This is a genomic window from Rhodovulum kholense, from assembly GCF_003053725.1.
GTDB lineage: Bacteria > Pseudomonadota > Alphaproteobacteria > Rhodobacterales > Rhodobacteraceae > Rhodovulum > Rhodovulum kholense.
In genome coordinates this window covers 1-21,909 of sequence record NZ_QAYC01000017.1, presented here as the reverse complement: position 1 = coordinate 21,909, position 21,909 = coordinate 1, and the positions used below count along the sequence as shown (strand labels likewise).

General features: G+C 65.3%; 20 protein-coding genes. 9 read left to right on the top strand and 11 right to left on the bottom strand.

The window, feature by feature from the left end:
• Positions 1–7 precede the first annotated feature (7 nt).
• Positions 8–685, bottom strand: coding sequence for an ABC transporter ATP-binding protein (locus C8N38_RS17530; RefSeq protein WP_108028437.1), 678 nt, complete (start codon positions 683–685; stop codon positions 8–10).
• Complete coding sequence (locus C8N38_RS17525; RefSeq protein ID WP_108028470.1) at positions 678–1,958, bottom strand: lipoprotein-releasing ABC transporter permease subunit; 1,281 nt, start codon at positions 1,956–1,958, stop codon at positions 678–680. Before C8N38_RS17525 ends, C8N38_RS17530 begins: the two co-directional genes overlap by 8 nt.
• A gap of 168 nt (positions 1,959–2,126) precedes the next feature.
• Here C8N38_RS17525 and C8N38_RS17520 point away from each other — a divergent pair, with 168 nt between their 5' ends.
• Positions 2,127–2,645: a uracil-DNA glycosylase family protein gene (locus C8N38_RS17520; protein WP_108028436.1), complete on the top strand. Its 519-nt coding sequence runs from the start codon at positions 2,127–2,129 to the stop codon at positions 2,643–2,645.
• Between the two features lie 152 nt (positions 2,646–2,797).
• Entirely contained in the window at positions 2,798–3,469 is a 672-nt protein-coding gene (locus C8N38_RS17515) for a hypothetical protein (protein WP_108028435.1), read from the top strand.
• Positions 3,470–3,850: 381 nt separating this feature from the next.
• Here the strand turns inward: C8N38_RS17515 and proS are convergent, their stop codons facing one another.
• Positions 3,851–5,242: a proline--tRNA ligase gene (proS, locus tag C8N38_RS17510; RefSeq protein WP_108028434.1), complete on the bottom strand. Its 1,392-nt coding sequence runs from the start codon at positions 5,240–5,242 to the stop codon at positions 3,851–3,853.
• Positions 5,243–5,374: 132 nt separating this feature from the next.
• On the opposite strand from proS, the gene C8N38_RS17505 reads away from it, so the two are divergent.
• The 5 genes from C8N38_RS17505 (at position 5,375) to C8N38_RS17485 (ending at position 11,598) form a co-directional block, all read left to right on the top strand.
• Positions 5,375–6,472, top strand: a complete 1,098-nt coding sequence (locus C8N38_RS17505; protein ID WP_108028433.1) for an AI-2E family transporter — start codon at positions 5,375–5,377, stop codon at positions 6,470–6,472.
• A 1-nt stretch (position 6,473) separates the two neighbouring features.
• Positions 6,474–7,160 (top strand): P-loop NTPase family protein, encoded by a 687-nt coding sequence (locus C8N38_RS17500; RefSeq protein ID WP_108028432.1) that lies wholly within the window; start codon positions 6,474–6,476, stop codon positions 7,158–7,160.
• 40 nt (positions 7,161–7,200) lie between these two features.
• Positions 7,201–9,369: an RNA degradosome polyphosphate kinase gene (locus tag C8N38_RS17495; RefSeq protein ID WP_108028431.1), complete on the top strand. Its 2,169-nt coding sequence runs from the start codon at positions 7,201–7,203 to the stop codon at positions 9,367–9,369.
• Positions 9,370–9,424: 55 nt separating this feature from the next.
• Positions 9,425–10,972: a Ppx/GppA family phosphatase gene (locus C8N38_RS17490; RefSeq protein ID WP_108028430.1), complete on the top strand. Its 1,548-nt coding sequence runs from the start codon at positions 9,425–9,427 to the stop codon at positions 10,970–10,972.
• 197 nt (positions 10,973–11,169) lie between these two features.
• Positions 11,170–11,598 carry a GFA family protein gene (locus C8N38_RS17485; RefSeq protein WP_108028429.1) on the top strand — a complete coding sequence of 143 codons (429 nt, stop codon included), beginning with the start codon at positions 11,170–11,172 and terminating at the stop codon, positions 11,596–11,598.
• Positions 11,599–11,695: 97 nt separating this feature from the next.
• Here the strand turns inward: C8N38_RS17485 and C8N38_RS17480 are convergent, their stop codons facing one another.
• The 4 genes from C8N38_RS17480 to C8N38_RS17465 all read right to left on the bottom strand — a co-directional run bounded on the left by C8N38_RS17480 (position 11,696) and on the right by C8N38_RS17465 (position 14,577).
• Positions 11,696–12,079 carry an AAA+ family ATPase gene (locus tag C8N38_RS17480; RefSeq protein ID WP_108028428.1) on the bottom strand — a complete coding sequence of 128 codons (384 nt, stop codon included), beginning with the start codon at positions 12,077–12,079 and terminating at the stop codon, positions 11,696–11,698.
• Positions 12,080–12,143: 64 nt separating this feature from the next.
• A complete protein-coding gene (locus C8N38_RS17475) occupies positions 12,144–13,175 on the bottom strand; it encodes an endonuclease/exonuclease/phosphatase family protein (protein WP_108028427.1) in 1,032 nt (343 codons plus the stop codon).
• Complete coding sequence (locus C8N38_RS17470) at positions 13,172–13,855, bottom strand: molecular chaperone DjiA (RefSeq protein WP_108028426.1); 684 nt, start codon at positions 13,853–13,855, stop codon at positions 13,172–13,174. The genes C8N38_RS17475 and C8N38_RS17470 overlap by 4 nt, the downstream gene beginning before the upstream one ends.
• Positions 13,856–13,959: 104 nt before the next feature.
• A complete protein-coding gene (locus tag C8N38_RS17465) occupies positions 13,960–14,577 on the bottom strand; it encodes a VOC family protein (protein WP_108028425.1) in 618 nt (205 codons plus the stop codon).
• A gap of 115 nt (positions 14,578–14,692) precedes the next feature.
• Between C8N38_RS17465 and nhaA the strand changes: the two genes are divergently transcribed.
• Both nhaA and C8N38_RS17455 read left to right on the top strand, forming a co-directional pair.
• The gene (gene nhaA, locus C8N38_RS17460; protein ID WP_108028424.1) at positions 14,693–15,880 is read left to right on the top strand and encodes a Na+/H+ antiporter NhaA; all 1,188 of its coding nucleotides are present in this window, start codon (positions 14,693–14,695) and stop codon (positions 15,878–15,880) included.
• Between the two features lie 308 nt (positions 15,881–16,188).
• Entirely contained in the window at positions 16,189–17,391 is a 1,203-nt protein-coding gene (locus C8N38_RS17455) for a permease (protein WP_108028423.1), read from the top strand.
• A 293-nt stretch (positions 17,392–17,684) separates the two neighbouring features.
• Here C8N38_RS17455 and C8N38_RS17450 read toward each other — a convergent pair whose 3' ends face one another.
• The 4 genes from C8N38_RS17450 to C8N38_RS17435 form a co-directional block, all read right to left on the bottom strand.
• Positions 17,685–17,936, bottom strand: coding sequence for a DUF982 domain-containing protein (locus tag C8N38_RS17450; RefSeq protein WP_181498122.1), 252 nt, complete (start codon positions 17,934–17,936; stop codon positions 17,685–17,687).
• 408 nt (positions 17,937–18,344) lie between these two features.
• On the bottom strand, positions 18,345–18,551 hold the full coding sequence (locus C8N38_RS17445; protein WP_075787603.1) for a cold-shock protein: 207 nt from the start codon (positions 18,549–18,551) through the stop codon (positions 18,345–18,347).
• A gap of 573 nt (positions 18,552–19,124) precedes the next feature.
• Positions 19,125–19,466 (bottom strand): zinc ribbon domain-containing protein YjdM, encoded by a 342-nt coding sequence (locus tag C8N38_RS17440; protein WP_108028468.1) that lies wholly within the window; start codon positions 19,464–19,466, stop codon positions 19,125–19,127.
• Between the two features lie 627 nt (positions 19,467–20,093).
• The gene (locus C8N38_RS17435) at positions 20,094–21,422 is read right to left on the bottom strand and encodes an ATP-binding protein (protein ID WP_108028422.1); all 1,329 of its coding nucleotides are present in this window, start codon (positions 21,420–21,422) and stop codon (positions 20,094–20,096) included.
• Between the last annotated feature and the right edge of the window lie 487 nt (positions 21,423–21,909).

Here is a 21,909-nt window from a genome sequence, read left to right as displayed (position 1 = left end):
CAGCCCCTCAGACCAGCCGTCCGGTCTCCAGATGCAGGGTCCGGTCCATCCGCGCGGCCAGATCAAGGTTATGGGTCGCGATCAGCGCGGCCAGCCCGGTCTCGCGCACCAGCTCCATCAGCGCGCCGAAGACAGTATCCGAGGTGCCGGGATCGAGATTGCCGGTGGGCTCGTCGGCCAGCAGCAGCCGCGGACGGTTGGCCAGCGCCCGGCAGAAGGCCACGCGCTGTTGTTCGCCCCCCGACAGCGCGGCCGGGCGGTGCCCGGCACGGGGCGCGATGCCGACCCGGGTCAGAAGGTCCATCGCCCGCGCTTCGGCCGCCGCGCGCGGCGTGCCAGCCGCCAGCTGCGGCAGCAGGATGTTTTCCAGCGCGGTGAATTCCGGCAGCAGGTGGTGAAACTGATAGACGAAGCCGATATCGGCCCGGCGCGCCGCCGTTCGGCGGCGGTCGCTTTGCCCGGTCATGTCGGCCCCCGCGATCCGCACCGCGCCGCTGTCGGGCGTGTCGAGCAGCCCCGCGATATGCAGAAGCGTCGACTTGCCCGCGCCCGAGGGGGCGACCAGGGCCACGACCTCGCCCGGCGCCACCGACAGCGAGGCGCCCCGCAGCACCGAGACCTCGCCCGGCAAACCGCGATTATAGCATTTCTCGACCGCGTCGAGGCTCAGGACAGGTTCACTCATACCGCAGGGCCTCGACCGGGTTCATCCGGGCCGCGCGGCGGGCCGGGAAGATCGTGATGACGAAGGACAGGCCCAGCGACAGCAGGACCGCCGACAGCACGTCCTGCAGTTCCAGCTTGGCGGGCAGGTTGTAGATGCCCCGGATCGAGGGGTCCCAGACGCCCCCGCCCGACACGTAGTTCACCAGGGAAAAGATCGGGTCGATATAGATCGCGAAAAGGCAGCCCAGGATCACCCCGAGCAGCGTCCCCGCCACACCGACCGACGCGCCGCAGATGAAGAAGACCCGAAGGATCGAGCCTTCCGACAACCCCACCGTGCGCAGGATGCCGATGTCGCGGCCCTTGTTCTTGACCAGCATGATCAGCCCCGAGACGATGTTCATGGTCGCGATCAGCACGAGGATCGAGAGGATGATGAACATCACGTTGTCCTCGACATCGAGCGCGCGCAGGAAGGACCCCGAGGCGTCCCGCCAGCTCCAGATCAGCGCCCGCTCGCCCGCCGCGCGCAACAGTGCCGAGGTCAGGTCGTCGACATGTTCGGGGTCCGCGACCATCACCTCGAACTCATCGGCCACGCCCTCGCGGTTGAAATAGCTCTGGGCCTCGGCGAAGGGCATGTAGACGCGGGTGCGGTCGATGTCGTAGCGCCCGGCGGTGAAGATGTAGGTGACCTCGTAGGCGTTGACCCGGGGCGAGGTGCCGAAGGGCGTCTTGACCCCGTCGGGCGAAATCAGCCGGACCCGGTCGCCGATGCCGACCCCCAGCTCGCGCGCGACGCCAGAACCGATGGCGATGCCCTCGGCGAAGCGGTCGAGCGATCCCGCATGCGCCTCGGGATGGGCGATGCGCGGGATCGTGGCCAGATCGGCGGGGGCGATGCCGAAGACTTCGACGCCCGCGGTGCCGCCCGGGGACGCGGCCATCACCTGCCCCTTGATCAGCGGGGCCACCCGGGTCACGCCGGGCACCGCCCGCAGCCTTTCGGCGATGGGTTCGTAATCCGGGATGGTGCGGGTCCGCACACCGGCCGCGTTGACCTCGCTGGCGGCATAGACCGTGACATGGGCATTGGCGCCGAGGATCGTATCGACGAACTCCTCGCGAAAGCCCGAGCGCACGGCCAGCGTCGCGATCAGCGCGAAGACCGCAAGCGTGATGCCGAGCAGGCTGATCCAGGTCATGGTGCTGACCCCGCCCTCGGCCTTGCGGGCGCGCAGATAGCGCCAGGCGATCATCCATTCGAAGCGGGCGAAGGGGGCGGCGGTCATGGGCTCTCCGGTCGGCGTTCCGGGCGCAAAGAGCAGGATTTGCGGATCGGGGTCAAGGCCGCGCCGGAACGCCCGCGCGTTCGTGAAGGCTTGACGGGCGCGGGCCATGGCGGGCCTTCTGGGACCAGGGACGCGCTTGTCCCCGTCGCAGAAACGGCCCGCCTGCCGATGACGACTGCCCTGTCCGACGCGCCGCGCGTGATCCCGAGGATCGCGCCCTATCATTCTGGCCCCTACCGGCTGGGCGCCATCCTGCAAGACCCGGGCACCATTCACGGATCGGGTTGCAACGCCCAGAAGACCGGCGAGATCGGGGTTCTGAACGGCGACCCGACCGCCAATCTGTGCAGGCAGGCGCTCGAGGCCAACGGCATTCCCCTATCGGCCTATCTGCCGATGAACGCCATCCCCTGGTACGATGCCCCGGCCAGCCGGCCCGCGCGGCTTCTGAAGCAGGGCGCGGCCCATAACCGACGGCTCATTCTGGAGGCGGGCGTGGATCTTGTGCTGCTTCTGGGGCGGCAGGCCTGGACCAGCGCGCGGTATCTGGACCTGCCGGACCGGATCGAGATCCGGAGGCTGCCGCATCCCGGGCGCCTCGGGCTTGTCAACTACCGCGAGAACGGGACGATCCTGGGCGCGTCGGAGGCGCGAAAGCGGCTTATCGCGGGCTTCGCGCTGCGCTGATCCAGACCGTGCGGCCCCCCCCGCCGGGCCGCCGTCAACTTCTTGAATTTTATGTAAATGTTGGGTATTTCCTTTGACTCGCCCCCGGCCCCAAGCTTCTGTCGGGCTGCGCCAACGGCGCGGGGGAACAGTAGTAAATCGAGAGTGATATCGTGACCAAACTCCGTCTTCAGCGGGCTCTTCTGGCATGCGCGGCCGCCATCGGCGCGACGGCTTCGGCCCAGGCTTCTGTCGTGACGCTCGACGCCTATGACAGCGGGTATTATTCCAACCGGGGCGCCACGCCCGACCTCAATTCGATCATCGAGGACCAGACGCGCAACAACTGGTTCGCGTTCGATCTGTCCTCGATCGCGGGCAAGGTGACCGGCGCCGTGCTGACGATCCTGGCCGACGGCCGCTACGCCTCGGGCAGCACGACCAGCGCGACCTACACGCTTTACGACGTCTCGACCGATATCGGCGCCCTGACTGGCGGCACCGGGGGCGCGGGCGCCTATACCGATCTGGCAAGCGGAACGGTCTATGGCGCGGCCTCGATCGCCCTGCCGAACGGCGGCGGCGTGATGCCCGAGGTTTCGGTCGACCTGACCGGCGCGCTTGACGATATCAACGCAGCGCTTGGCGGTCTTTTCGCGATGGGCGGCACCTCGGATCTGGGCGCCAACCAGTATCTCTGGATCTCGTCCAATGCCGAAATCTCGGCCCGGCTCGACCTCGAGGTGGCGCCTGTGCCGCTGCCCGCGGCGCTGCTGCCCTTCGGCACCGCGCTGGCGGGGCTCGGCGGGCTGGGCGCGCTGCGCCGCCGCAGCCGCGCCGCCTGACGCCTTGTGGGATGTCCCCGGCCGCTTGGCCCGGCCGGAGTTTTCCGTCAGCCTTGACGGATCAAGGCGCCCCTCAGGACCGTGGTGTCAGTCCCCATATCCCGATGGGTCACGTCGACCGCGCAGTCCGGTTTCCCGAAATCGTAGCGGACCCCTCGCCACGCAGCGTCCAGCCGCTTTCCAGCGCGCATCCCGCACCCGGCCCGTCATCCAGTGCCGGTCGGGACAAGAATTGCCGGACCTCTTTTGCTGCGTGAATGGTCCAACGCGCGCAGCCGCACGGCCCATCGTCGCATGCAAAGGCGTGCAGCCCGGCCGGGACCGGAAGGGTGCAGCAGCACAAGCCCCCACCGCTGCGTCCCGTCAGATCGCCCGGGGGTTTCAGAGCCAGGTGTGGAAGCTCGATTTCGCCATCGGCTCCCAGTGCGACCCGGTCCGGTGGGGCGCGTAGATCTCGGCGACCCGGGCAACAGCAGCTTCGGGGCTCATCTCTTCGCTGTCGCCGGTCCGGCGCGAGGTCAGTTCGACCACGCCGGTCTTCAGCCCGCGCGGGCCCACGGTGATCCGCCAGGGCAGGCCGATCAGGTCCATGGTGGCGAACTTGGCGCCCGCGCGTTCCTCGCGGTCGTCGTAAAGCGGCTCGAGCCCCTTGTCGGACAGCGCCTTGTAGATCCCCTTGCAGGCCGCGTCGGCCTCGGCATCGCCCTGCTTCAGATTGACGATACCGCAATGGAAGGGGGTGACGCCCTCGGGCCAGATGATGCCCCGGTCGTCATGGTTGGCCTCGATCAGCGCGCCGACCAGACGCGAGACGCCGATGCCGTGGCTGCCCATATGCACCGGCACCCGTTCGCCCTTGTCGTTGACGACGGTCGCGCCCATCGGTTCGGAATACTTGGTGCCGAAATAGAAGATCTGGCCGACCTCGATCCCGCGCGAGCTGCGCCGCCGCGCCTCGGGGATCGCGTCGTAAAGCGCCGCGTCATGGGTTTCGTCGGTGCGGGCGTAGGGCGTCGTCCATTCCTTGACGATCTGCGCGCATTCGGCGCGGTCGTCGTAATTCACGTGCCGGTCGCCGAAGGTCAGATCAAGGATCGCGCTGTCATAGAAGACCTCGGATTCGCCCGTGTCGGCCAGCACCAGGAATTCATGGGTGTCGTCGCCGCCGATCGGCCCCGAGTCGGCGCGCATCGGGATCGCCTTCAGCCCCATCCGTTCATAGGTGCGCAGATAGCTGACCATGTGCCGGTTATAGGCATGGATCGCGCTGTCATAGTCGATGTCGAAGTTGTAGCCGTCCTTCATGTAGAATTCGCGGCCCCGCATCACGCCGAAACGCGGACGGACCTCGTCGCGGAACTTCCACTGGATGTGGTACAGCGTCAGCGGCAGATCCTTGTAGCTGCCCACATGCGACCGGAAGATGTCGGTGATCATCTCCTCGTTGGTGGGGCCGTACAGCATGTCGCGGTCGTGCCGGTCGCGGATCCGCAGCATCTCGGGACCGTAGGCGTCGTAGCGCCCGCTTTCGCGCCACAGATCTGCCGATTGCAGCGTCGGCATCAGCATCGGGATATGGCCCGCGCGGATCTGTTCTTCGTGGACGATGGCCTCGAGCTTCTTGAGCACCTTGAAGCCCATCGGCAGCCAGGAATAGATCCCGGCCGAGGCCTGCTTGATCATTCCCGCCCTCAGCATCAGCCGGTGGCTCGCGATCTGGGCTTCGGAAGGGGTCTCCTTCAGGACGGGCAGGAAATAGCGGGACAGGCGCATTTTCGGGTCGGGCCTCGTGAATTGACGTCCCTGCCCTCCTATGTCATCGCGGACGGCCAGACAAGCGCCGCCCTTGCAAGGCAGGCCGGTCTGGGCGAAGACGGATTGCAACCGATACGGGAGAGATGGCGGATGGGCTTGCCGGTCCGGGCACAGGCGAAATACTGGGGCATCGCGGCAGCGGCGATCGTGCTGATCCTGATGCTGCTGGGCGACGTGATGATGCCTTTCCTGGTGGGGATGGCGGTCGCCTATTTCCTCGACCCGGTGGCCGACCGGCTGGAACGGGCGGGGTTCTCGCGGGTGGGCGCGACGGTGACGATCACGCTGTGCGCTTTGGTGATCTTCGTGCTGGGCGCGCTGCTGGTATTGCCCTCGATGATCGAACAGGCGGTGGCGCTGGTCAATGCCGCACCCGACCTCGCCAGCCATCTGCATGCCTTCCTGACCGAGCGCTTCCCCTCGCTTGCGGATAACGGCTCGACCGTCCGCAAGACCCTGACCGGCATCGGCGAGGCGGTGCAGGCCAAGGGCGGCGAGCTTCTGAACGGGGTGCTGACCTCGGTCGTCAGCATCGTTGACATGGTGGTGCTGGTCGTGCTGGTGCCGGTCATCACCTTCTACCTGCTGATGGACTGGGACCGGATGGTGGCCGAGGTCGACCGGCTTCTGCCGCGCGACCATGCGCCGGTGATCCGCCGCCTCGCGGGCGAGATCGACCGGACGCTCGCGGGCTTCATCCGCGGCCAGGGCACGGTCTGCCTGATCCTCGGGGTGTTCTATGCGGTGGCACTGGGGCTTCTGGGCCTGAATTACGGGCTGATCGTGGGCTTTGTCGCCGGGATGATCTCGTTCATCCCCTATGTGGGCGCTGTGGTCGGCGGCACGCTGGCGCTGGGGCTCGCGCTGTTCCAGTTCTGGGGCGAGTGGTGGATGATCGCCATCGCGGGCGGCATCTTCCTCGCGGGCCAGCAGGTCGAGGGCCATATCCTGACGCCGAAGCTCGTCGGCGGGTCGGTCGGCCTGCATCCGGTCTGGCTGATCTTCGCGCTGTCGGCCTTCGGGTCGCTCTTCGGCTTCGTCGGGCTGCTGGCGGCGGTGCCGGTGGCGGCGGCCCTGGGGGTGCTGACCCGGTTCTTCATCTCGCAATACATGGACAGCCGGCTTTACCGCGGCATGGCCGGGCGCGACGACGCCCCCGCCCCCGACAGCGACGAGGACGCGGCCTGAGATGGTCCGGCAACTGGCGCTAGAGCTTCCTGTGCGTCCGGCCCGCGGCCGGGCGGCGTTCTTCGTGGCTCCGCCCAATGCGCTGGCGGTGCAGCAGATCGACGGCTGGCGCGACTGGCCAGCGCGCAAGCTGGTGCTGATCGGCCCCGAGGCTTCGGGCAAGACCCATCTGGTGCATGTGTGGGCCGATCTGGCCTCGGCCGAGGTGATCCATGCCCGCGACCTGCCGCAGGCCGAACTGCCCGCACTGGCGGCCGCCGGGGCCGTGGCGGTCGAGGATGCCGACCGGATCGCGGGCCGCAGGCAGGCCGAGGATGCGCTGTTCCATCTGCACAACCTGCTGGCGGCAGAGGGCGGCACGCTCTTGATGACCGCGCGCCGGGCGCCCCGCGACTGGGGGCTGTGCCTGCCGGATCTGGCCAGCCGGGTCGAGGCCGCCGCCACCGCCCATCTGGAGCCGCCCGACGACACGCTGCTGGCGGCGGTCCTGGTCAAGCTGTTCGCCGACCGCCAGATCGCCGTCAGCCCCGACCTGATCGGCTATCTGGTGGACCGGATGGAACGGTCCTTCGCCGCCGCCGCCGAAACCGTCGCCGCCATCGACCGCGAGGCCCTGGCTAGCCGCCGCAAGCCCGGCCCCCGCCTGGCCCGCGAGGTGCTGGACAACGGCCCCGGAGGGGATGATTAACTGTCATGCATCCGTCACAGTGATTGCTCATAAGCCCGCCATGACCCAAGCCGATTTCCTCGTTGCCCCGTTCCCCGAACCGGTCGAGATCCCCGAACCCCAACGGATCGGCCCCAAGCGTTTCTATAACCGCGAACTGTCCTGGCTGGGCTTCAACTGGCGGGTGCTCGAAGAGGCGTCGAACCCGCGGGTTCCGCTTCTGGAACGGGTGCGCTTCGTCTCGATTTCGGCGACGAACCTCGACGAATTCTATACCGTCCGGGTCGCGGGCCTGCGCGAGCTGGCCAAGAAGGGCAATATCGTGCCCGCGGCCGACGGGCTGACGCCCGCCGAACAACTGGTGCTGATCGACCGCGACGCGCGCAAGCTCCTGCAATCGCAACAGACCGCCTGGAACAAGCTCAAGCGCGAGATGGAGGATGCGGGCATCCACATCCTGACCCGCTCGCGGCTGACCGCGGCCGACCGCGCGCATCTGGAAGACTACTTCCTGCAAAAGGTGTTTCCGGTGCTCTCGCCGCTGGCGATCGACCCGGCGCACCCCTTCCCCTTCATCCCCAACACGGGCTTCTGCCTCGCGCTGCAGCTTGAACGCGACCGCGACGGCCATCCGCTGCAGGCGCTGCTGCCGATCCCGCATCAGATCCAGCGCTTCGTGCGGCTGCCCGCCGAGGACGGCCAGCAGCGATTCCTGCCGATGGAAGAGCTGTTGCTGGTGCATCTGGGCTCGCTCTTCCCGGGCTATCGCGAGGTCGGAAGCTGTACCTTCCGGGTGCTGCGCGACAGCGATCTCGAGGTCGAGGACGAGGCCGAGGATCTGGTCCGCGAATTCGAGGTCGCGCTGAAGCGCCGCCGCCGCGGCGAGGTGGTGCGCATGAAGCTGTCGGCGGGCGCGCCCGAACGGCTGCGCTCGGTCATCATCCGCGAGCTGCACATCACCGAGGAAGAGGTGATCGAGGTGCGCGGGATCATCGGCGTCGCCGATCTGAAGGAACTGGTCATCGACGAGCGGCCCGATCTCTTGTGGCCGCCCTTCACGCCGCGTGTGCCCGAACGCGTCCAGGACCATGACGGCGACATGTTCGCCGCGATCCGCCAGAAGGACATGCTGCTGCACCACCCCTACGAGACCTTCGACATGGTGGTGCGCTTCCTGCAACAGGCCGCGCGCGACCCCGATGTGGTGGCGATCAAGCAGACGCTCTACCGGACCTCGAAGAACTCGCCCATCGTCGAGGCGCTGTGCGAGGCGGCCGAGGACGGCAAGTCGGTCAGCGCGCTGGTCGAGTTGAAGGCGCGCTTCGACGAGGCCGCCAACATCCGCCAGTCGCGCCGGCTGGAGCGCTCGGGCGCGCATGTGATCTACGGCTTCATCAACTACAAGACCCATGCCAAGATCAGCACGGTCGTGCGGCGCGAGGGCGACCAACTGGTGACCTATACCCATTTCGGCACCGGCAACTACCACCCGATCACGGCTCGGATCTATACCGACCTGTCGCTGTTCACCTGCGATGCGGCGCTGGGACGCGACGCGACCAAGGTCTTCAACTATGTCGGCGGCTATGCCGAGCCCGCCCATCTGGAAAACCTGTCGATCTCGCCGCTGTCGCTGAAATCGACGCTGATGCAGCGGATCGCCGAGGAATCGGACCATGCCCGCAACGGGCGGCCCGCGCATATCTGGGCCAAGATGAACTCGCTGATCGAATCCGACGTGATCGACGCGCTTTACGCGGCCTCGAATGCGGGCGTGAAAATCGAGCTTGTGGTGCGCGGCATCTGCGGCATCCGGCCCGGCATCAAGGGCCTGTCCGAGAATATCCGGGTCAAGTCGATCATCGGCCGGTTCCTCGAACATTCGCGCATCGTCTGCTTCGGCAACGGGCATGGCCTGCCCTCGCACCGCGCCCGGGTCTATATCTCGTCGGCCGACTGGATGGGCCGCAACCTCAACCGGCGGGTCGAGACGCTGGTCGAATGCACGAACCCCACGGTCAAGGCGCAGATCACCGACCAGATCATGACGGCAAATCTCGCCGACGAGGCGCAAAGCTGGGTGATGCAGCCCGATGGCAGATTCGTGCGTGCCGAAGCGGGACCCGATGCCTTCAACTGCCACCGCTTCTTCATGGAGAACGCCTCGCTCTCGGGGCGGGGCTCGGCCGGGGCGGCCGATGTGCGGCAGCTGGCGAAGGTCAAGGATTGACCCCACCTCGCCAGTTTTGGCAGAGTCACCCTGCGATCCCGAGGAGAGGCAATTCATGGACGGACAGGGCGAGGATCGCCCCGAGGCATGGGATCCTTTCGGACGCACGTTGTTCGGTGGGCCAGAAGCCCGTGCGCTGTCGCGCGTGGGCGTCGTCGATATCGGATCGAACTCGGTCCGGATGGTGGTGTTCGATGGCGCGGCCCGCAGCCCCGCCTATTTCTTCAACGAAAAGGTCATGTGCGCGCTGGGCGCGGGCCTGAGCGAAACCAACCGCCTGTCGCCCGAGGGGCGCCGCCGGGCGCTGGCCGCGCTGAAACGCTTTGAGATCCTGTCCGAAGCGATGGGCGCCGCGCCCTTGACCGTGGTCGCCACCGCCGCCATGCGCGACGCCGAGGACGGTCCCGAATTCCGCGCCGAGATCGAACGCGCCACCGGGTTGAAGATCTGGGTGATCGACGGCACCGAAGAGGCGCGGCTGTCGGCCCAGGGGGTGCTTCTGGGCTGGCCCGGCGCCGAGGGCATCGTCTGCGACATCGGCGGGTCCTCGATGGAACTGGCAGAGCTCAAGGGCGGCATCGTCGGACAGCGCGGCACCTCGCCTCTGGGCCCGCTCAAGCTGCGCGACGTGCCCGGCGGCAAGAAGGGGCTCGACCGCTACATCGGGCAGGAGATCGAGCGTCTGGCCGCACCGATGCCGATCGCGCCGCCCCGGCTTTACCTGGTCGGCGGGTCCTGGCGCGCCATCGCCCGGCTCGACATGGAGCGGCGCGGCTATCCGCTGACGGTGCTGCACGAATACCGGATGACGCGAACCTCGCTGGCGGAAACCATCGACTGGATCGCCACGTCGGATACCGAGGCGCTGCGGCAAAAGACCGGCACCTCGCCCGACCGCATGGCGCTGGTGCCCTATGCGGCGCAGGTGCTGAAGAAGCTGGTCGGCCATCTGCGCCCGCGCGAGATCGCTGTGTCGAGCTACGGCATCCGCGAGGGGCTGCTTTTCGAACAGATGCCCGCAGATCTGCGCGCCCGCGACCCGCTGATCGAGGCCTGCCGCTTTGCCGAACAGACCTCGGCCCGGCTGCCGGGCTTCGGCAACCGGCTTTACAACTTCATCCTGCCCCTCTTCGGCGCGGCCGGGCCCGAAAAGCGGCGCCTGATCCGCGCCGCCTGCCTGCTGCACGACACCGCCTGGCGCGCCCATCCCGATTACCGCCACGAGGTCTGCTTCGAATCCGCGACCCAGGCCAATCTGGGCGGGCTGGAACATTGGGAACGGGTGTTTCTGGGGGTGTCGCTGCTGCATCGCTACAAGAACAGCCGCGCGGGCAGCCGGTTCGAGCCGCTTTTCGCGCTGCTCGAGCCCGAGCAGATGCGCCAGGCCGAGGTGCTCGGCAAGGCCATGCGCTTCGGCGCGATGTTCTCGCTGCAGGCGCCCGACAGTCTGGCCGAGCTGCGTCATTACCCAAAGAAGAAGCAACTTGAACTGATCCTCGCCGCCGGGTCCGAGGCCCTGTTCGGCGAGGTGGCCGAGGCGCGGTTCGCGTCGCTGGCCAAAGCTTTGGGGGTCGAAACCAGCGTCCGCGTCCGCCGTCACTGAGGAGCCGGACGGGCCATGTCGGCAACCTTTCGGGCCCGACTCTGCCCGCCCCGCCACCTCCCAAGACAGACGGAAGTCTTAATCGACCCGCGCCGGGCGCCAGGCGTAGCATTGGGCGTTGCCAGGGCATGGCGCCCGGCGCGGACGGTCCGGCACAAGACCAGAAGAGGCCGGTCCCCAAGGGAGGAGATGACCCGATGTCCAGCTATGACGGCGGATGCGCCCATGTGCACACCCATGCCGACCACGACCCGATCGACAACCACACCTGCCACTGTTCGGTCTGCAAGCGGGTGACCGGCCAGCCCACGACCCATGTGGTGTTCTTCAAGCATGGCGATCTTGCCGCCGAGGGCGGTCCGATGAAGCGGGTGCCCTTCAACGACCAGAACCCCGACGGGCCGCTGGAAATCTGCATCTGCGAGGAATGCGGCACGCCGATCATGCTGGACGACAAGCAGGGGCGGATCCGCGCCGTGGTGCCGAACCTGATGGGCTTCAGTGCCGAGATGCCCGCGACCTATCACGCCTTCTACGACCCCGCGACCGGGGTGCCGAAGCCCGATGACGGGCGGCCGGTCTATGAGGGGCTCCGCCCCGATTTCGTCTGGCCCCAGCCGTCCTGACGGACGGCGGGCCGGCGGGGGCGCCGGGACGCCCGGGTTCCGGCGCCCTTCCCGACCTCGGCCGTCTTCCCTTCGGCCGAGGCATCAGATCATGGCGTCAGATCTCGATGTCGTCGCCGGGATCGGGATCTGCCAGCGGCGGCGCGTCGGGCTTGCGGCGGATGATGATGTCGCCATTCGGCAGACGCTCGGGCATCTGATAGGCGTCGAGATCGTCGATCAGGTCCATCAGCCGCGACAGCACCGGTTCGGCGGCCTCGGCGAAGTCCCTCATCCGGGGCTGGATCTCGTCGCCGAGCCCCTTGAAGAGCTTGCGCATTCCCTCGCCCAGAAGATCGAGCCCCTGATCCAGATCGCCCGGATCGTTGGCCCCGCCCGTGCCGTCGAGCGGCGCGCCGTCCTGGGCCGCGACGGGCGGCGCCGCAAGCGACAGGGCCAGCAGAAGGGCGATCAGCGGGGCATGGGCGGCCGTGCGAGTCATGACGCCACTATAGGCGCCGCGCGGCGGAAAATGAACCGGCTGCGCGCATCGGCGCCCCGGCCGGTCACAACGCGATGTCGAGGCTGACCGGGAAATGATCCGAGGCGGTCAACAGCGCCTCGCGCAGCTCGGGCACCTGGTAAAGGTCGGGGTCGTCGAAGGGATGCCAGATCCGCCAGACGGGCCCCCGCGCGCGCAGATCGGGCGAGACCAGCACATAGTCGAGCAGCGCCGACAGATAGCGCCCGGTCGCGGGCACGTAGAACCGCGCCGAGGCCGGTTGGGCCGCCAGAAGCCCCTGCAACGCCTCGCGCGCATGGGGATCGAAAAGCCGCCGGTCGGGCGGTCCGTCCTGCCCCAGCACGATCTCGAGCCCCGAGCGGCCGAAGAGCTTTTCATATTCGTCGAGCCCCGGCCCGTCATTGAGATCGCCCAGCACGATCAGCGGCTCGCCGGCCTCCAGATGCGTCTCGACCCGCTGCCGAAGCCAGATGCACTGGGCCAGCTGCTTGCGGCGGTTCTCGATCGAGATGCGGATCACCTCCTCAGGGCTGCGCGCCCCGTGCGGCGCCTTCGACTTGGCATGGACCCCGATCATCCGCAGCCGGGCGCCCGCAGCGGTTTCGACCGCCAGTTCCAGCGGCGGCTTTGAAAACCGGATCAGATCGGGCGCGGCATCGACATCAAGATCCCAGCGGAACACGCCGTCGAAACGCGGCGCCTCGCGCGCGCCCTTGCGGCCGGTGGGCTGGCCCTGCGGATCGTGCCGCGCCGCTAGCCTGTCGGGATCGTAAAGCAGCGCGATTTCCTGCTGGGTGTCGTTGGCGAACCCGATCACCGCGCGCCGGGCCCTGAGCGCGAAGGCCTGCGCGAAGCTTTCCAGCGCCCGGACCGTGCTACGCCGCCCGTTCTGGTCGGGCGCCTCGATCACCATCACCGCATCGGCGTCGAGCGCGGTAAAGACAATCCCCAGCGCCTCGATCTGGGCATGCCGCGTCAGCCCGTGCCGCCCCGACGGGCCGTCATCGTCCAGAAGCGCGCCCGCATCGTCGAAGAGCGCGTTGAACCATTCGACATTATAGGTGACGATCCTCACGCCGCGCGTTCCGCGACGATGGCCTCCCAGGCCTGATTGACCGCCACCAGCCGCCGTTCGGCCAGCTTGATCGCCTCTTCTGGCACGCCGCGCGCCTGCATCCGGTCGGGATGGGTCTCGCGCACCTCGGCGCGCCAGACCTTGCGGATGGCGTCCAGATCGTCCTCGGGATCGACCCCCAGCACCGCATAGGGATCGGGCACCGCCTCGGGCACGAAGCGGGTGCGCAGCGTGCGGAACTGGCGAGCGCTCAGCCCGAAGATCTCGGCCACCCGGGCGAGAAACGCATCCTCGTCGGGGTGATAGTCGCCATCGGCGAGCGCGATGAAGAAGAGCCCCTCCATCAGGTCCCAAAGCGGCGCCTCGGTCTCGCGGAACATGCGGCGGATGCGGCGGGCGTAATCCTCGAAGCCCGCCACGTCCTGCCGGGCCAGATCGAAGACCCGGGCCGCATTGGCCTCTTCGCCGGGCGGGATGGTGAAGACCTCGCGGAAGGCCGCCACCTCGTCGCGGGTGACCCGGCCATCGGCCTTGGCCATCTTGGCGCCCAGCGCGATCACCGCGATGGTGAAGGCGACGGTGCGTTCGGGCGGCGTGCGCAACCGGTCGAAGACGGCCGCAAGGCTTTCGCCCTTGGCAAGGGCGGAAACGGCGTCGGCGATGCGGGACCAGAGCGACATGCGCAGAGCTTAGCCCGCCAGCGCGGCAGAGTCAGGTCGGGCATTCGGCCGCCCTGACGGTGTCGCCGCGGCAAGCCCTGCCGCTTTTCGGCAAATATTCGCCATCATTCGAGAATCCGGCGCCCATGGGGCGTGTCGATCAGCGCCCGAAGCGCCGGTTCCGGCGCCGGATGCACCGCCACCAGCGGATCGTCCAGCAGGCCTTCGAGCGCATGGCACAGAGCGTCCGCGCGCGGGTGATAAAGCTCGAGCCCGACCAGACGGCACCCGGTATCGGGCAACATCGCCACCGGATGCAGACCGCCCTGCCATTCGATCAGCGCGGGGAAAAGCCCGTCGAAGGGCAGCTCTCCGTCCTCTGGCACCGCCATCCGCCAGCGCAGATCGCCCCGCGCGAAATCCATCGGCCGCCCCGTCCCCGCCGGTGCCTGCGGCAAGGCCGCCGTCAGGTTGGCGGTGCGCGCGACCCAGGCGGCGGGCCGCGGCCGGCCCCGGAACCGGTCGAGCCCGAACCAGCGCGCCCGGCCGGGCGGCGGCGCTTCGGGGTCGATGGCAATTACTTCGAGATAAAGCGCGGGGCTCAGCCGCAGCAGCCGGTTATGGGTGCCCATCGCCTCATGCCGCCCGCCCACGGCCAGCCGCACCCCAAGCGCGGCCTCGACGGCGGCCACGCCCTCGTCCAGCGTTGCGGCCGCAATGGCCAGATGATCGAGTTCAAGCATCGCATGTCCCGCATCTTGCGGCGGTTTCGGGGCCGGATCGCCCCACCCGCAATTGACTTCCCGAGGCCAGACCCCATCTGGCAGACAGACAATCCAGTAAAAATCGGGAAGTTCAATGCTGCTCCGCGCGCTCGACAAGTTTTTCGGCCACGAAGCCTCTGGTGGTATCCTGCTCATGCTTGCGGCGCTGGCCGCGCTCATCGTCGCCAATTCCTCGCTGCAACCCGCCTATGACAGCGCGCTCGGCGCGACCTTCTCGGTGCTCCTGAATGGCGAGGGGCTGGAAAAGCCCCTGATCCTGTGGATCAACGACGGGCTGATGGCGGTGTTCTTCTTCCTGATCGGCCTGGAGCTCAAGCGCGAGATGCGCGAGGGCAAGCTGAAGAAACCCGCCGACGTGGTCTTGCCGGGGATGGCAGCGGTCGGCGGCATGGTGGTGCCCGCGCTGATCTTCGCGGCCTTCAACTGGAGCAGCCCCGAAACCCTGTCAGGCTGGGCAATTCCGGCCGCAACCGACATCGCCTTCGCGCTGGGGGTGCTGGCGCTTCTGGGCGACCGGGTCCCGGCGGCGCTGAAGGTGTTCCTGCTGACGCTGGCGATCCTCGACGATCTGGGGGCCATCGTCATCATCGCGCTGTTCTACACCGCCGATCTGAAGATCGACTACCTGTTCCTGGCGCTGATCCCGCTGGCCGGGCTGATCTGGCTGAATCTCCGGGGCGCACACCGGATCGCGCCGATGATCCTCTTGGGCACGATCATGTGGTTCTTCGTGCTGAAATCGGGGGTGCATGCGACCATCGCGGGCGTGGTGACGGCCTTCTGCATCCCGCTGACCGACAAATGGGGCAAGTCCCCGCTGCATGCGCTTGAACACGCGCTGTCGCCCTATGTGCTGTACCTGATCCTGCCGATCTTCGCCTTCGGGAATGCGGGGGTGGTGCTGACCGGCATCTCGCCGTCGGACCTGCTGCAGCCGCTGCCGCTGGGCGTGGCGCTGGGGCTGGTGATCGGCAAGCAGCTTGGGGTCTTCGCGGTGACCTTCGCCATGGTCAAGTCCGGGCTTGCCCGCCTGCCCGAGGGCGTCGGCTGGATGCATATCTACGGGCTCTCCTGCCTCGCCGGAATCGGCTTCACGATGTCGCTTTTCATCGGCTCGCTCAGCTATGGCGATCCGACGATGATGAACGACGTCCGCCTGGGCGTGCTGTGCGGCTCGGCGATCTCGGCGATTCTGGGCTATGCCGCCCTGCGTCTGATCGCGACGCCCGCCACGGCGAAACAGGTCGCCGCGGCGCGGTGACCGCAACCCCTGCGCATTCGCCCGCCCACGGGCGAATGCGACCGCGCCGGTCGGCTGTCGCGCTGAGCGTTGCGTGTCCACGCCTTGCGTCGCCAGACCCTAAATCATCGGAAGTTCATGCGACCTCAGCACCATAATGGCCGAGGTTTTATGAACCAATTACAGAACACAGCATGACTCCGGGAGACTGGTCGCGGCACCCATTCTCCGCAGCCTCCCCTCTTGCCCCGGGTCATTGATTTCCCCGCATTCATTGACCTTCCAGCTGGTGGAAGCCCCATCCTGTCGATCAGGAAAGGAGGCACACGATGGTGAAATTTGTCGACACCTGGAACACTGCGGCCCTGACATCGCTGGGGCTTTTCTGGATGGCGTTCTGGGCCTTCGGCCTCGGCTATCTGATTTCGTCGATGATCCAGGTCTTCGTCACGCGGGCCCGAATGCGAAAGAGCATGGGCAAGGCCGGGCTGAAGAGCGTCGGGCTCGGCACACTCTTCGGGTTCATTTCCAGTTCCTGCTCGTTTGCCGCGCTGGCGACCACCCGGTCGCTGTTTGCCAAGGGCGCGGGGCTGGTGCCGTCCCTGGCCTTCCTGCTGGCCTCGACCAATCTGGTGATCGAACTGGGGATCGTGATCTCGGTCTTCCTGGCGTGGCAGTTCGTCGTCGCCGAATATGTCGGCGGGCTTCTCCTGATCGCGCTGATGTGGATCGTCGTCGCCCTGACCCGGCCGACGCGACTGATCGAACGCGCCCGGGAAAAGGCGGAAGCCGCCGAGGGCGACGACGACGCGGACGTGCCGGACTGGAAGGATCTCATCGCCAGTCTCGACGGCTGGGGGCGGGTCGCCTCCCGCTATGTCATGGAATGGAAGATGGTCTGGAAGGACGTCACCATCGGGTTCACCGTGGCCGGGATCATCGCTGCCTTCGTCCCGCGCGCGTTCTTCGAGGCGCTCTTCGTCGGGGCGGGAAGCAGCGACCCGTCCCTCTGGGAGATCGCGCTTCAGGCCCTCGTGGGACCGGTCGCGGCATTCTTCACCTTCATCGGGTCCATGGGGAACATCCCCCTGGCGGCCGTGCTCTACTCGAACGGTGTCAGCTTTGCCGGCATCATGGCTTTCATCTTTTCCGATCTCGTGGTGTTCCCGATCCTCAGGATCCAGGCGTCCTATTACGGATGGCGGATGGCGGCCTATATCCTGGCGGTCTTTCTCGTCGTGCTTGTGGCTGCGGCCCTGATCCTGCATCTGGGCTTCGGCGCGCTTGGCTTTCTGCCCGAGCCCGGCACCGCCCAAAGCGTGACGGATCGCACCTTCTTCGCCGTCGACCACACGCTGGTCCTGAACCTCGTCTTCGCCGCGCTCTCGGTGGGTTTTCTTGTCTGGAAGGCGCGACGGCACGGCCTGGATCTGACCTTGCCGGTTGCCCCGGGCGAGCGTGTCCTCTTCGGCCTCGCGACCCTGTCCTTCGGCTGGCTTGCGCTCGGAGTGATCGTGCCTGCGCTGCTCTGATCCCCCCTCACGCGAGACCACGCGGCGCCTGCGGACCGCGGACCCCCGCCACCCGAATGGACCTGGGGGACGGCTGCCGGGAACCACCCTTGGGCGGCCTTGGGCCAACTCCTCCGGCGGGCCCGGGGATCGTCATTCATCTTCGCTGCGGCTCGTCCTGGCGGTCGCGGACGCACGAAGCGAGGGACCTGCCGTTCCGCGCCACGCAAAGGCATCTTGGACCCGCACCGGCGGAACCTCTCGCGCGCGCTGCTGCCGCTCTGCGCCAGTGAAGCGCACCGTCTCTTTAAAGACTATTCCGCGCCCGCAGGTGCAAACCCGGCAGAGAGGGCTGCGACCAGAAAAGCCCGGCGAGCCTCCTCAACGGAACTCATGCATTCCATCGCGGACTCGACCTTGGCAAGCGCCGTATGCCGAGCCCCATCCGAAACCGGCCATCTGCGACGCAGCCAATAGCGGACCTTCTCTATCGTTCCAAAGCGCTCGACATCGCCGTCATGCGACGTCGTCAGCATCATGGGTTGCCCCCATTGAATTTCCATCATTCCTAAAGTCTTTCTTTTTCAGTTAGTTCCACCCGCCACACATGGGCAGGCATTGCTCAGCCTACCTGCAAGGGACGGCGCGAGGACAAAGTGGAATCGGACCAGCACCCCGCCCGGTCAGACCCTGACCATGTGCGTCGGTTGCGCGGCATATCTGAGCGGAGACAGGGGCGTTTCGGTCGGCCCCGCCGTGATGGCGGAGCCTCGAACGCCTTGAGCTTCGGATTTCGCCGGGTCCGGCAGGCCAAGTGCATCCGCGGTGGGTTGCGCCTTGTCCAACCGGAGACTTCGGGGTCTCGAAGCTCATGCTGCTATTGTGTCGCAAGAGGAAACGCGGCGGGCCTCATGAGCCCGAGGTTTCCCTCCTGGAAGCTGTAACGCCCGCGAGCGGGGGTTACAGAGATCGCCTCACGCAAGCGCCAGATTGGTCGCGGACTCACGGCCGTCGCGGCCGGTTTCGACGTCGAAGGTGACCTTCTGTCCGTCATCGATGCGGCTGATGCCAGCGCGCTCGACGGCCGAGATATGAAGGAAGATGTCCTTGCTGCCGTGTTCCGGTTGAATGAAGCCGAAGCCTTTGGTTGCGTTGAACCATTTCACGGTGCCATTGGCCATATCCGTGTTCTCCATGATAGTGCTGCCCGCACAATCGCGGCAGCCCGGCAAAAGTCGATCCAAGTCGATCAACCGAGACCGGGTCAGCGGCAGCAGCATTTCGAAGAGAAAGAACGTAAGCCCGCCTTGTATGCGGGCCATGGCATGTCAATGCAAGGATTCTTTTCTCAAGCGTTGAGAAAGAGATATCCCTGCCCCGGATTCTCTGGCCTGTTCAACGCTTTATACGGTATTCGCGTGTCGACCACAGGGGGGGCGCACCCGACCAGACCGATCCGGTGGTGAGGCCCGCTGCTGCCGGTGGGTGCCATTCTTGGGGAGCGCTGCAGATGACCGCGCAGGCAGCACCACAGCTGTCGCTCACCTTGCCGAAGCGTCGGAACCACTGATGCTCCGAACCGGACATTGGGCATTGTGAAAGACGCTGCAATGCATCGTTCTCAAGGCTGCCGTTGGTACGGGCAACTGTCCTCTGCAGGATTTGCCGCGACCCGCAGACCAAACTGCCGTCTTATGACGCCGATGCTCCATATCCGGCCAGAAAGGTTCTGCCTGGGGGTCACGCCCGGCGGACTACCCAGACACTTTCTTAACGAACTGAGATTTCAGGCTCATCTGGCCCATTCCCGGAATTTTACAGTCGATGTCGTGATCGCCGTCGACCAACCGAATGCCCCGCACTTTGGTTCCGACCTTAACCACCAGCGAAGACCCTTTGACCTTCAAGTCCTTGATAACGGTAACTGTGTCGCCGTCGGCAAGGACGTTCCCGACGCTGTCACGCACGTCGGAAGCTGTTTCGGCCAGATCGTCGGGCACCCACTCGTGTCCGCATTCTGGGCAGTTCAACAGAGCATCGACCTGATAGACGTAAGTCGAGGAACATTCGGGGCATGGCGGCAATGTATCGATCATGGGGTACGCCAATAGCCTGACGAACGTCCGGAGTACAGCGGAGGTTCCTCTCTATAGAGAATTCAAGGGCCCAAGTTGCCCGGTCACGGCCGATGTGACAAAGGAGCACAGTCCCACCCCAAAGCGGTCGGACATCCTGGGGTCCGGCTGCGCCGGAATTACCCTTGCTGCCGATACTGTTGAAAAACTCGACTACACCGCCACGACACCGCGCTCGATGGAAAATAGCTCTGATTCCTCACGACAGTGCTCCGAAAACTGGCCTCCTCCGCCGCCCTGAGGAACAGCATTCCGGCTGCGGATGGACTTCAGGCCGCAGCATGAGCTTTTCAACAGTATCTGCCGATAGCGGCCGTTCGACGCCCCATGCCGCCGATGCTTGACGAATCGCCAAAGCGGACATCCGCTTTGCCCATGGAACAGCTCCCAACCAGCGACGCAGACGGCCCTGAGCCGCCAGTCGGGATTGTGCCTACGCCGCAGCGCGGCTTCCCTGAAGCGGTCGATCATGCTCTGGCGCAGCAAGATCAGCGGACGAATGCCAGCAGTCGCGGACAAAGCACCAGTTCTCTGCGCCCGTACCAAAGTCCGTTGTCGGCGCTTCGACCACCTTGCATTTTCCTGGACCTACGCGTTGCTTTTCCCGCCAAGCAACCCCAGAGAAATTTGCGCCAAGCCAAGTTCCATTTCCTTTTCGTCACTTGGATTCCAGCCATATCTATTGCCAGAGCGAAGGTGGGCTTTGATGCAGTTCAAGAGTGGCGGGTTCTTAAAGAACAGCCTAACGTCCTGATTGCCCGTAATAACAACCAAATCACGTTGCTCAAAGTACTCAAGCGCTGATCTAATGTTATCCTCGCCATATCTACTCCCCAATTCTTCTTCGACCTCCGCGTAGTAGGTCACTGAAGATGCTGACCTGGATAATAAAAATTGAAAAACATCGTGGTAATCTCTATTTTTTAGCAACACACTGGATACGGCTCGAATTTCATCTTTGTTCTGGAAGCGTTTTTGCCTGACGGTTCGAAAACAGACTTTTTTTACATCGCTGACAGAAAGGTTCGTTCGACCACCCCGCAACTCTTCGGCAAGCGTCATGCCAAGAGAGTTCAGTTCCTTCAGCAAGCCATTTGCGGCATCAAATATCATTTGGCGACACTGCATTTTCGTTTCTTTATTGCAGCGCCTGTTATTAAGCGGTGTCTTGACGCCCAATATTTCGAACTTTCTAAGAACGAAGTCTGATGACTCAATTACGTCAGACAATCCCCCCACGGTAAGCTCGGAAATCCTGTGTCTTAGGGATGGATTGGATGCTGTAACGCGCTCCAAGATATCATTTACGCCAATCAATACCATCTTGCCCTTGTGACTTTGACCGAGAAGCTTACCTAGCGAGGCAATACTTTTAACGATCTCGTCACTTGCGAGCTCAAGGTCATCAATAATTAAGATTAGGTCGTTGTCACTTATCCATTTGGCGACATCATGTGATTTCCATTTTTCAGCTTTAGCCATTAGAAGTTCGTAGCTGTCCTTTTCAGAGAACTCCTCACCATATCTTAATTCACCCGACAGGCTTGGGCGAAACAGACTCAGTACACCCCTCACATTTGTCGCAGAACTTCTTTTCGTGCTGGCCGGAATTTCAACAAATTGACGGGTTATGTCCTCCCACTTCATATCGGAGGTTATTTGGATATGAATCAAACCATGATTGTTTTCACTAAATATCTTCTTGACTAATGAAGTTTTGCCGGTGCCGCTGGGCCCATCGACGCAAATGTGTTGGTTCGGCAGGCCAAGATAGTGCTGCAATTTGCGCTCAAGGCTTTCTCTTCGCAGCCAGAGACTTGCGTCTGATCCGTCAATCGGGTGCGTATCAAAGACCCTACCAATCTCTGCCGCGCGCTCGTGGATGCTCGCCTGAACTGTCTGTGTTTTGTTCCTCACATCAACTTCTCCGCGCTTCGAGGATCTACGTTCCGAAACATGGCACCTTTACGGAACGTTACTTGAGTCCGAGTGTGAAACCAATGGAGAGAGTCGAATATGGTCCTAAGACAGGGGAACTTGCGCAGGTTGCACCCATTCATGCACGTCGCAACAATCGGCACTTTGGGCTCGTTGCGTCAAAGCGCTGTGCGGCATGCTCGGCGTGCTCGGCCTGCGTTTGCGTCTCGATGAAGGGCCGCTTCGGCCGTATGCCGTGAGCGGGCTGCCGCACCTGCATCGGTCGGCTTTCCGCCCCGAGCGACCGATTCCCTCCGGACCGTGCGGCGACCTGCTGAACGTCCGCTTCGGCGATCCCGGGGCGATACCCGGCGGCAACCGCGGACGTCCGGTCTCCGCCCTGAATGACGCATATTTCATCTTGGGCAATCGCTCTTTCGCCCCTGCCAGGAGGGCCTGCTGACGCCCGGCGCGTTCGGGCTGCCAT

What these genes read in the sequence shown, in the direction of transcription:
- C8N38_RS17440 (WP_108028468.1), bottom strand. Translation starts at nt 19,466, where the DNA reads ATGATCGATACATTGCCGCCATGCCCCGAATGTTCCTCGACTTACGTC.
- nhaA (WP_108028424.1), top strand. Translation starts at nt 14,693, where the DNA reads ATGCTGCTCCGCGCGCTCGACAAGTTTTTCGGCCACGAAGCCTCTGGT.
- C8N38_RS17505 (WP_108028433.1), top strand. Translation starts at nt 5,375, where the DNA reads ATGGGCTTGCCGGTCCGGGCACAGGCGAAATACTGGGGCATCGCGGCA.
- C8N38_RS17455 (WP_108028423.1), top strand. Translation starts at nt 16,189, where the DNA reads ATGGTGAAATTTGTCGACACCTGGAACACTGCGGCCCTGACATCGCTG.
- C8N38_RS17530 (WP_108028437.1), bottom strand. Translation starts at nt 685, where the DNA reads ATGAGTGAACCTGTCCTGAGCCTCGACGCGGTCGAGAAATGCTATAAT.
- C8N38_RS17495 (WP_108028431.1), top strand. Translation starts at nt 7,201, where the DNA reads ATGACCCAAGCCGATTTCCTCGTTGCCCCGTTCCCCGAACCGGTCGAG.
- C8N38_RS17485 (WP_108028429.1), top strand. Translation starts at nt 11,170, where the DNA reads ATGTCCAGCTATGACGGCGGATGCGCCCATGTGCACACCCATGCCGAC.
- C8N38_RS17445 (WP_075787603.1), bottom strand. Translation starts at nt 18,551, where the DNA reads ATGGCCAATGGCACCGTGAAATGGTTCAACGCAACCAAAGGCTTCGGC.
- proS (WP_108028434.1), bottom strand. Translation starts at nt 5,242, where the DNA reads ATGCGCCTGTCCCGCTATTTCCTGCCCGTCCTGAAGGAGACCCCTTCC.
- C8N38_RS17450 (WP_181498122.1), bottom strand. Translation starts at nt 17,936, where the DNA reads ATGATGGAAATTCAATGGGGGCAACCCATGATGCTGACGACGTCGCAT.
- C8N38_RS17480 (WP_108028428.1), bottom strand. Translation starts at nt 12,079, where the DNA reads ATGACTCGCACGGCCGCCCATGCCCCGCTGATCGCCCTTCTGCTGGCC.
- C8N38_RS17490 (WP_108028430.1), top strand. Translation starts at nt 9,425, where the DNA reads ATGGACGGACAGGGCGAGGATCGCCCCGAGGCATGGGATCCTTTCGGA.
- C8N38_RS17500 (WP_108028432.1), top strand. Translation starts at nt 6,474, where the DNA reads ATGGTCCGGCAACTGGCGCTAGAGCTTCCTGTGCGTCCGGCCCGCGGC.
- C8N38_RS17470 (WP_108028426.1), bottom strand. Translation starts at nt 13,855, where the DNA reads ATGTCGCTCTGGTCCCGCATCGCCGACGCCGTTTCCGCCCTTGCCAAG.
- C8N38_RS17525 (WP_108028470.1), bottom strand. Translation starts at nt 1,958, where the DNA reads ATGACCGCCGCCCCCTTCGCCCGCTTCGAATGGATGATCGCCTGGCGC.
- C8N38_RS17465 (WP_108028425.1), bottom strand. Translation starts at nt 14,577, where the DNA reads ATGCTTGAACTCGATCATCTGGCCATTGCGGCCGCAACGCTGGACGAG.
- C8N38_RS17520 (WP_108028436.1), top strand. Translation starts at nt 2,127, where the DNA reads ATGACGACTGCCCTGTCCGACGCGCCGCGCGTGATCCCGAGGATCGCG.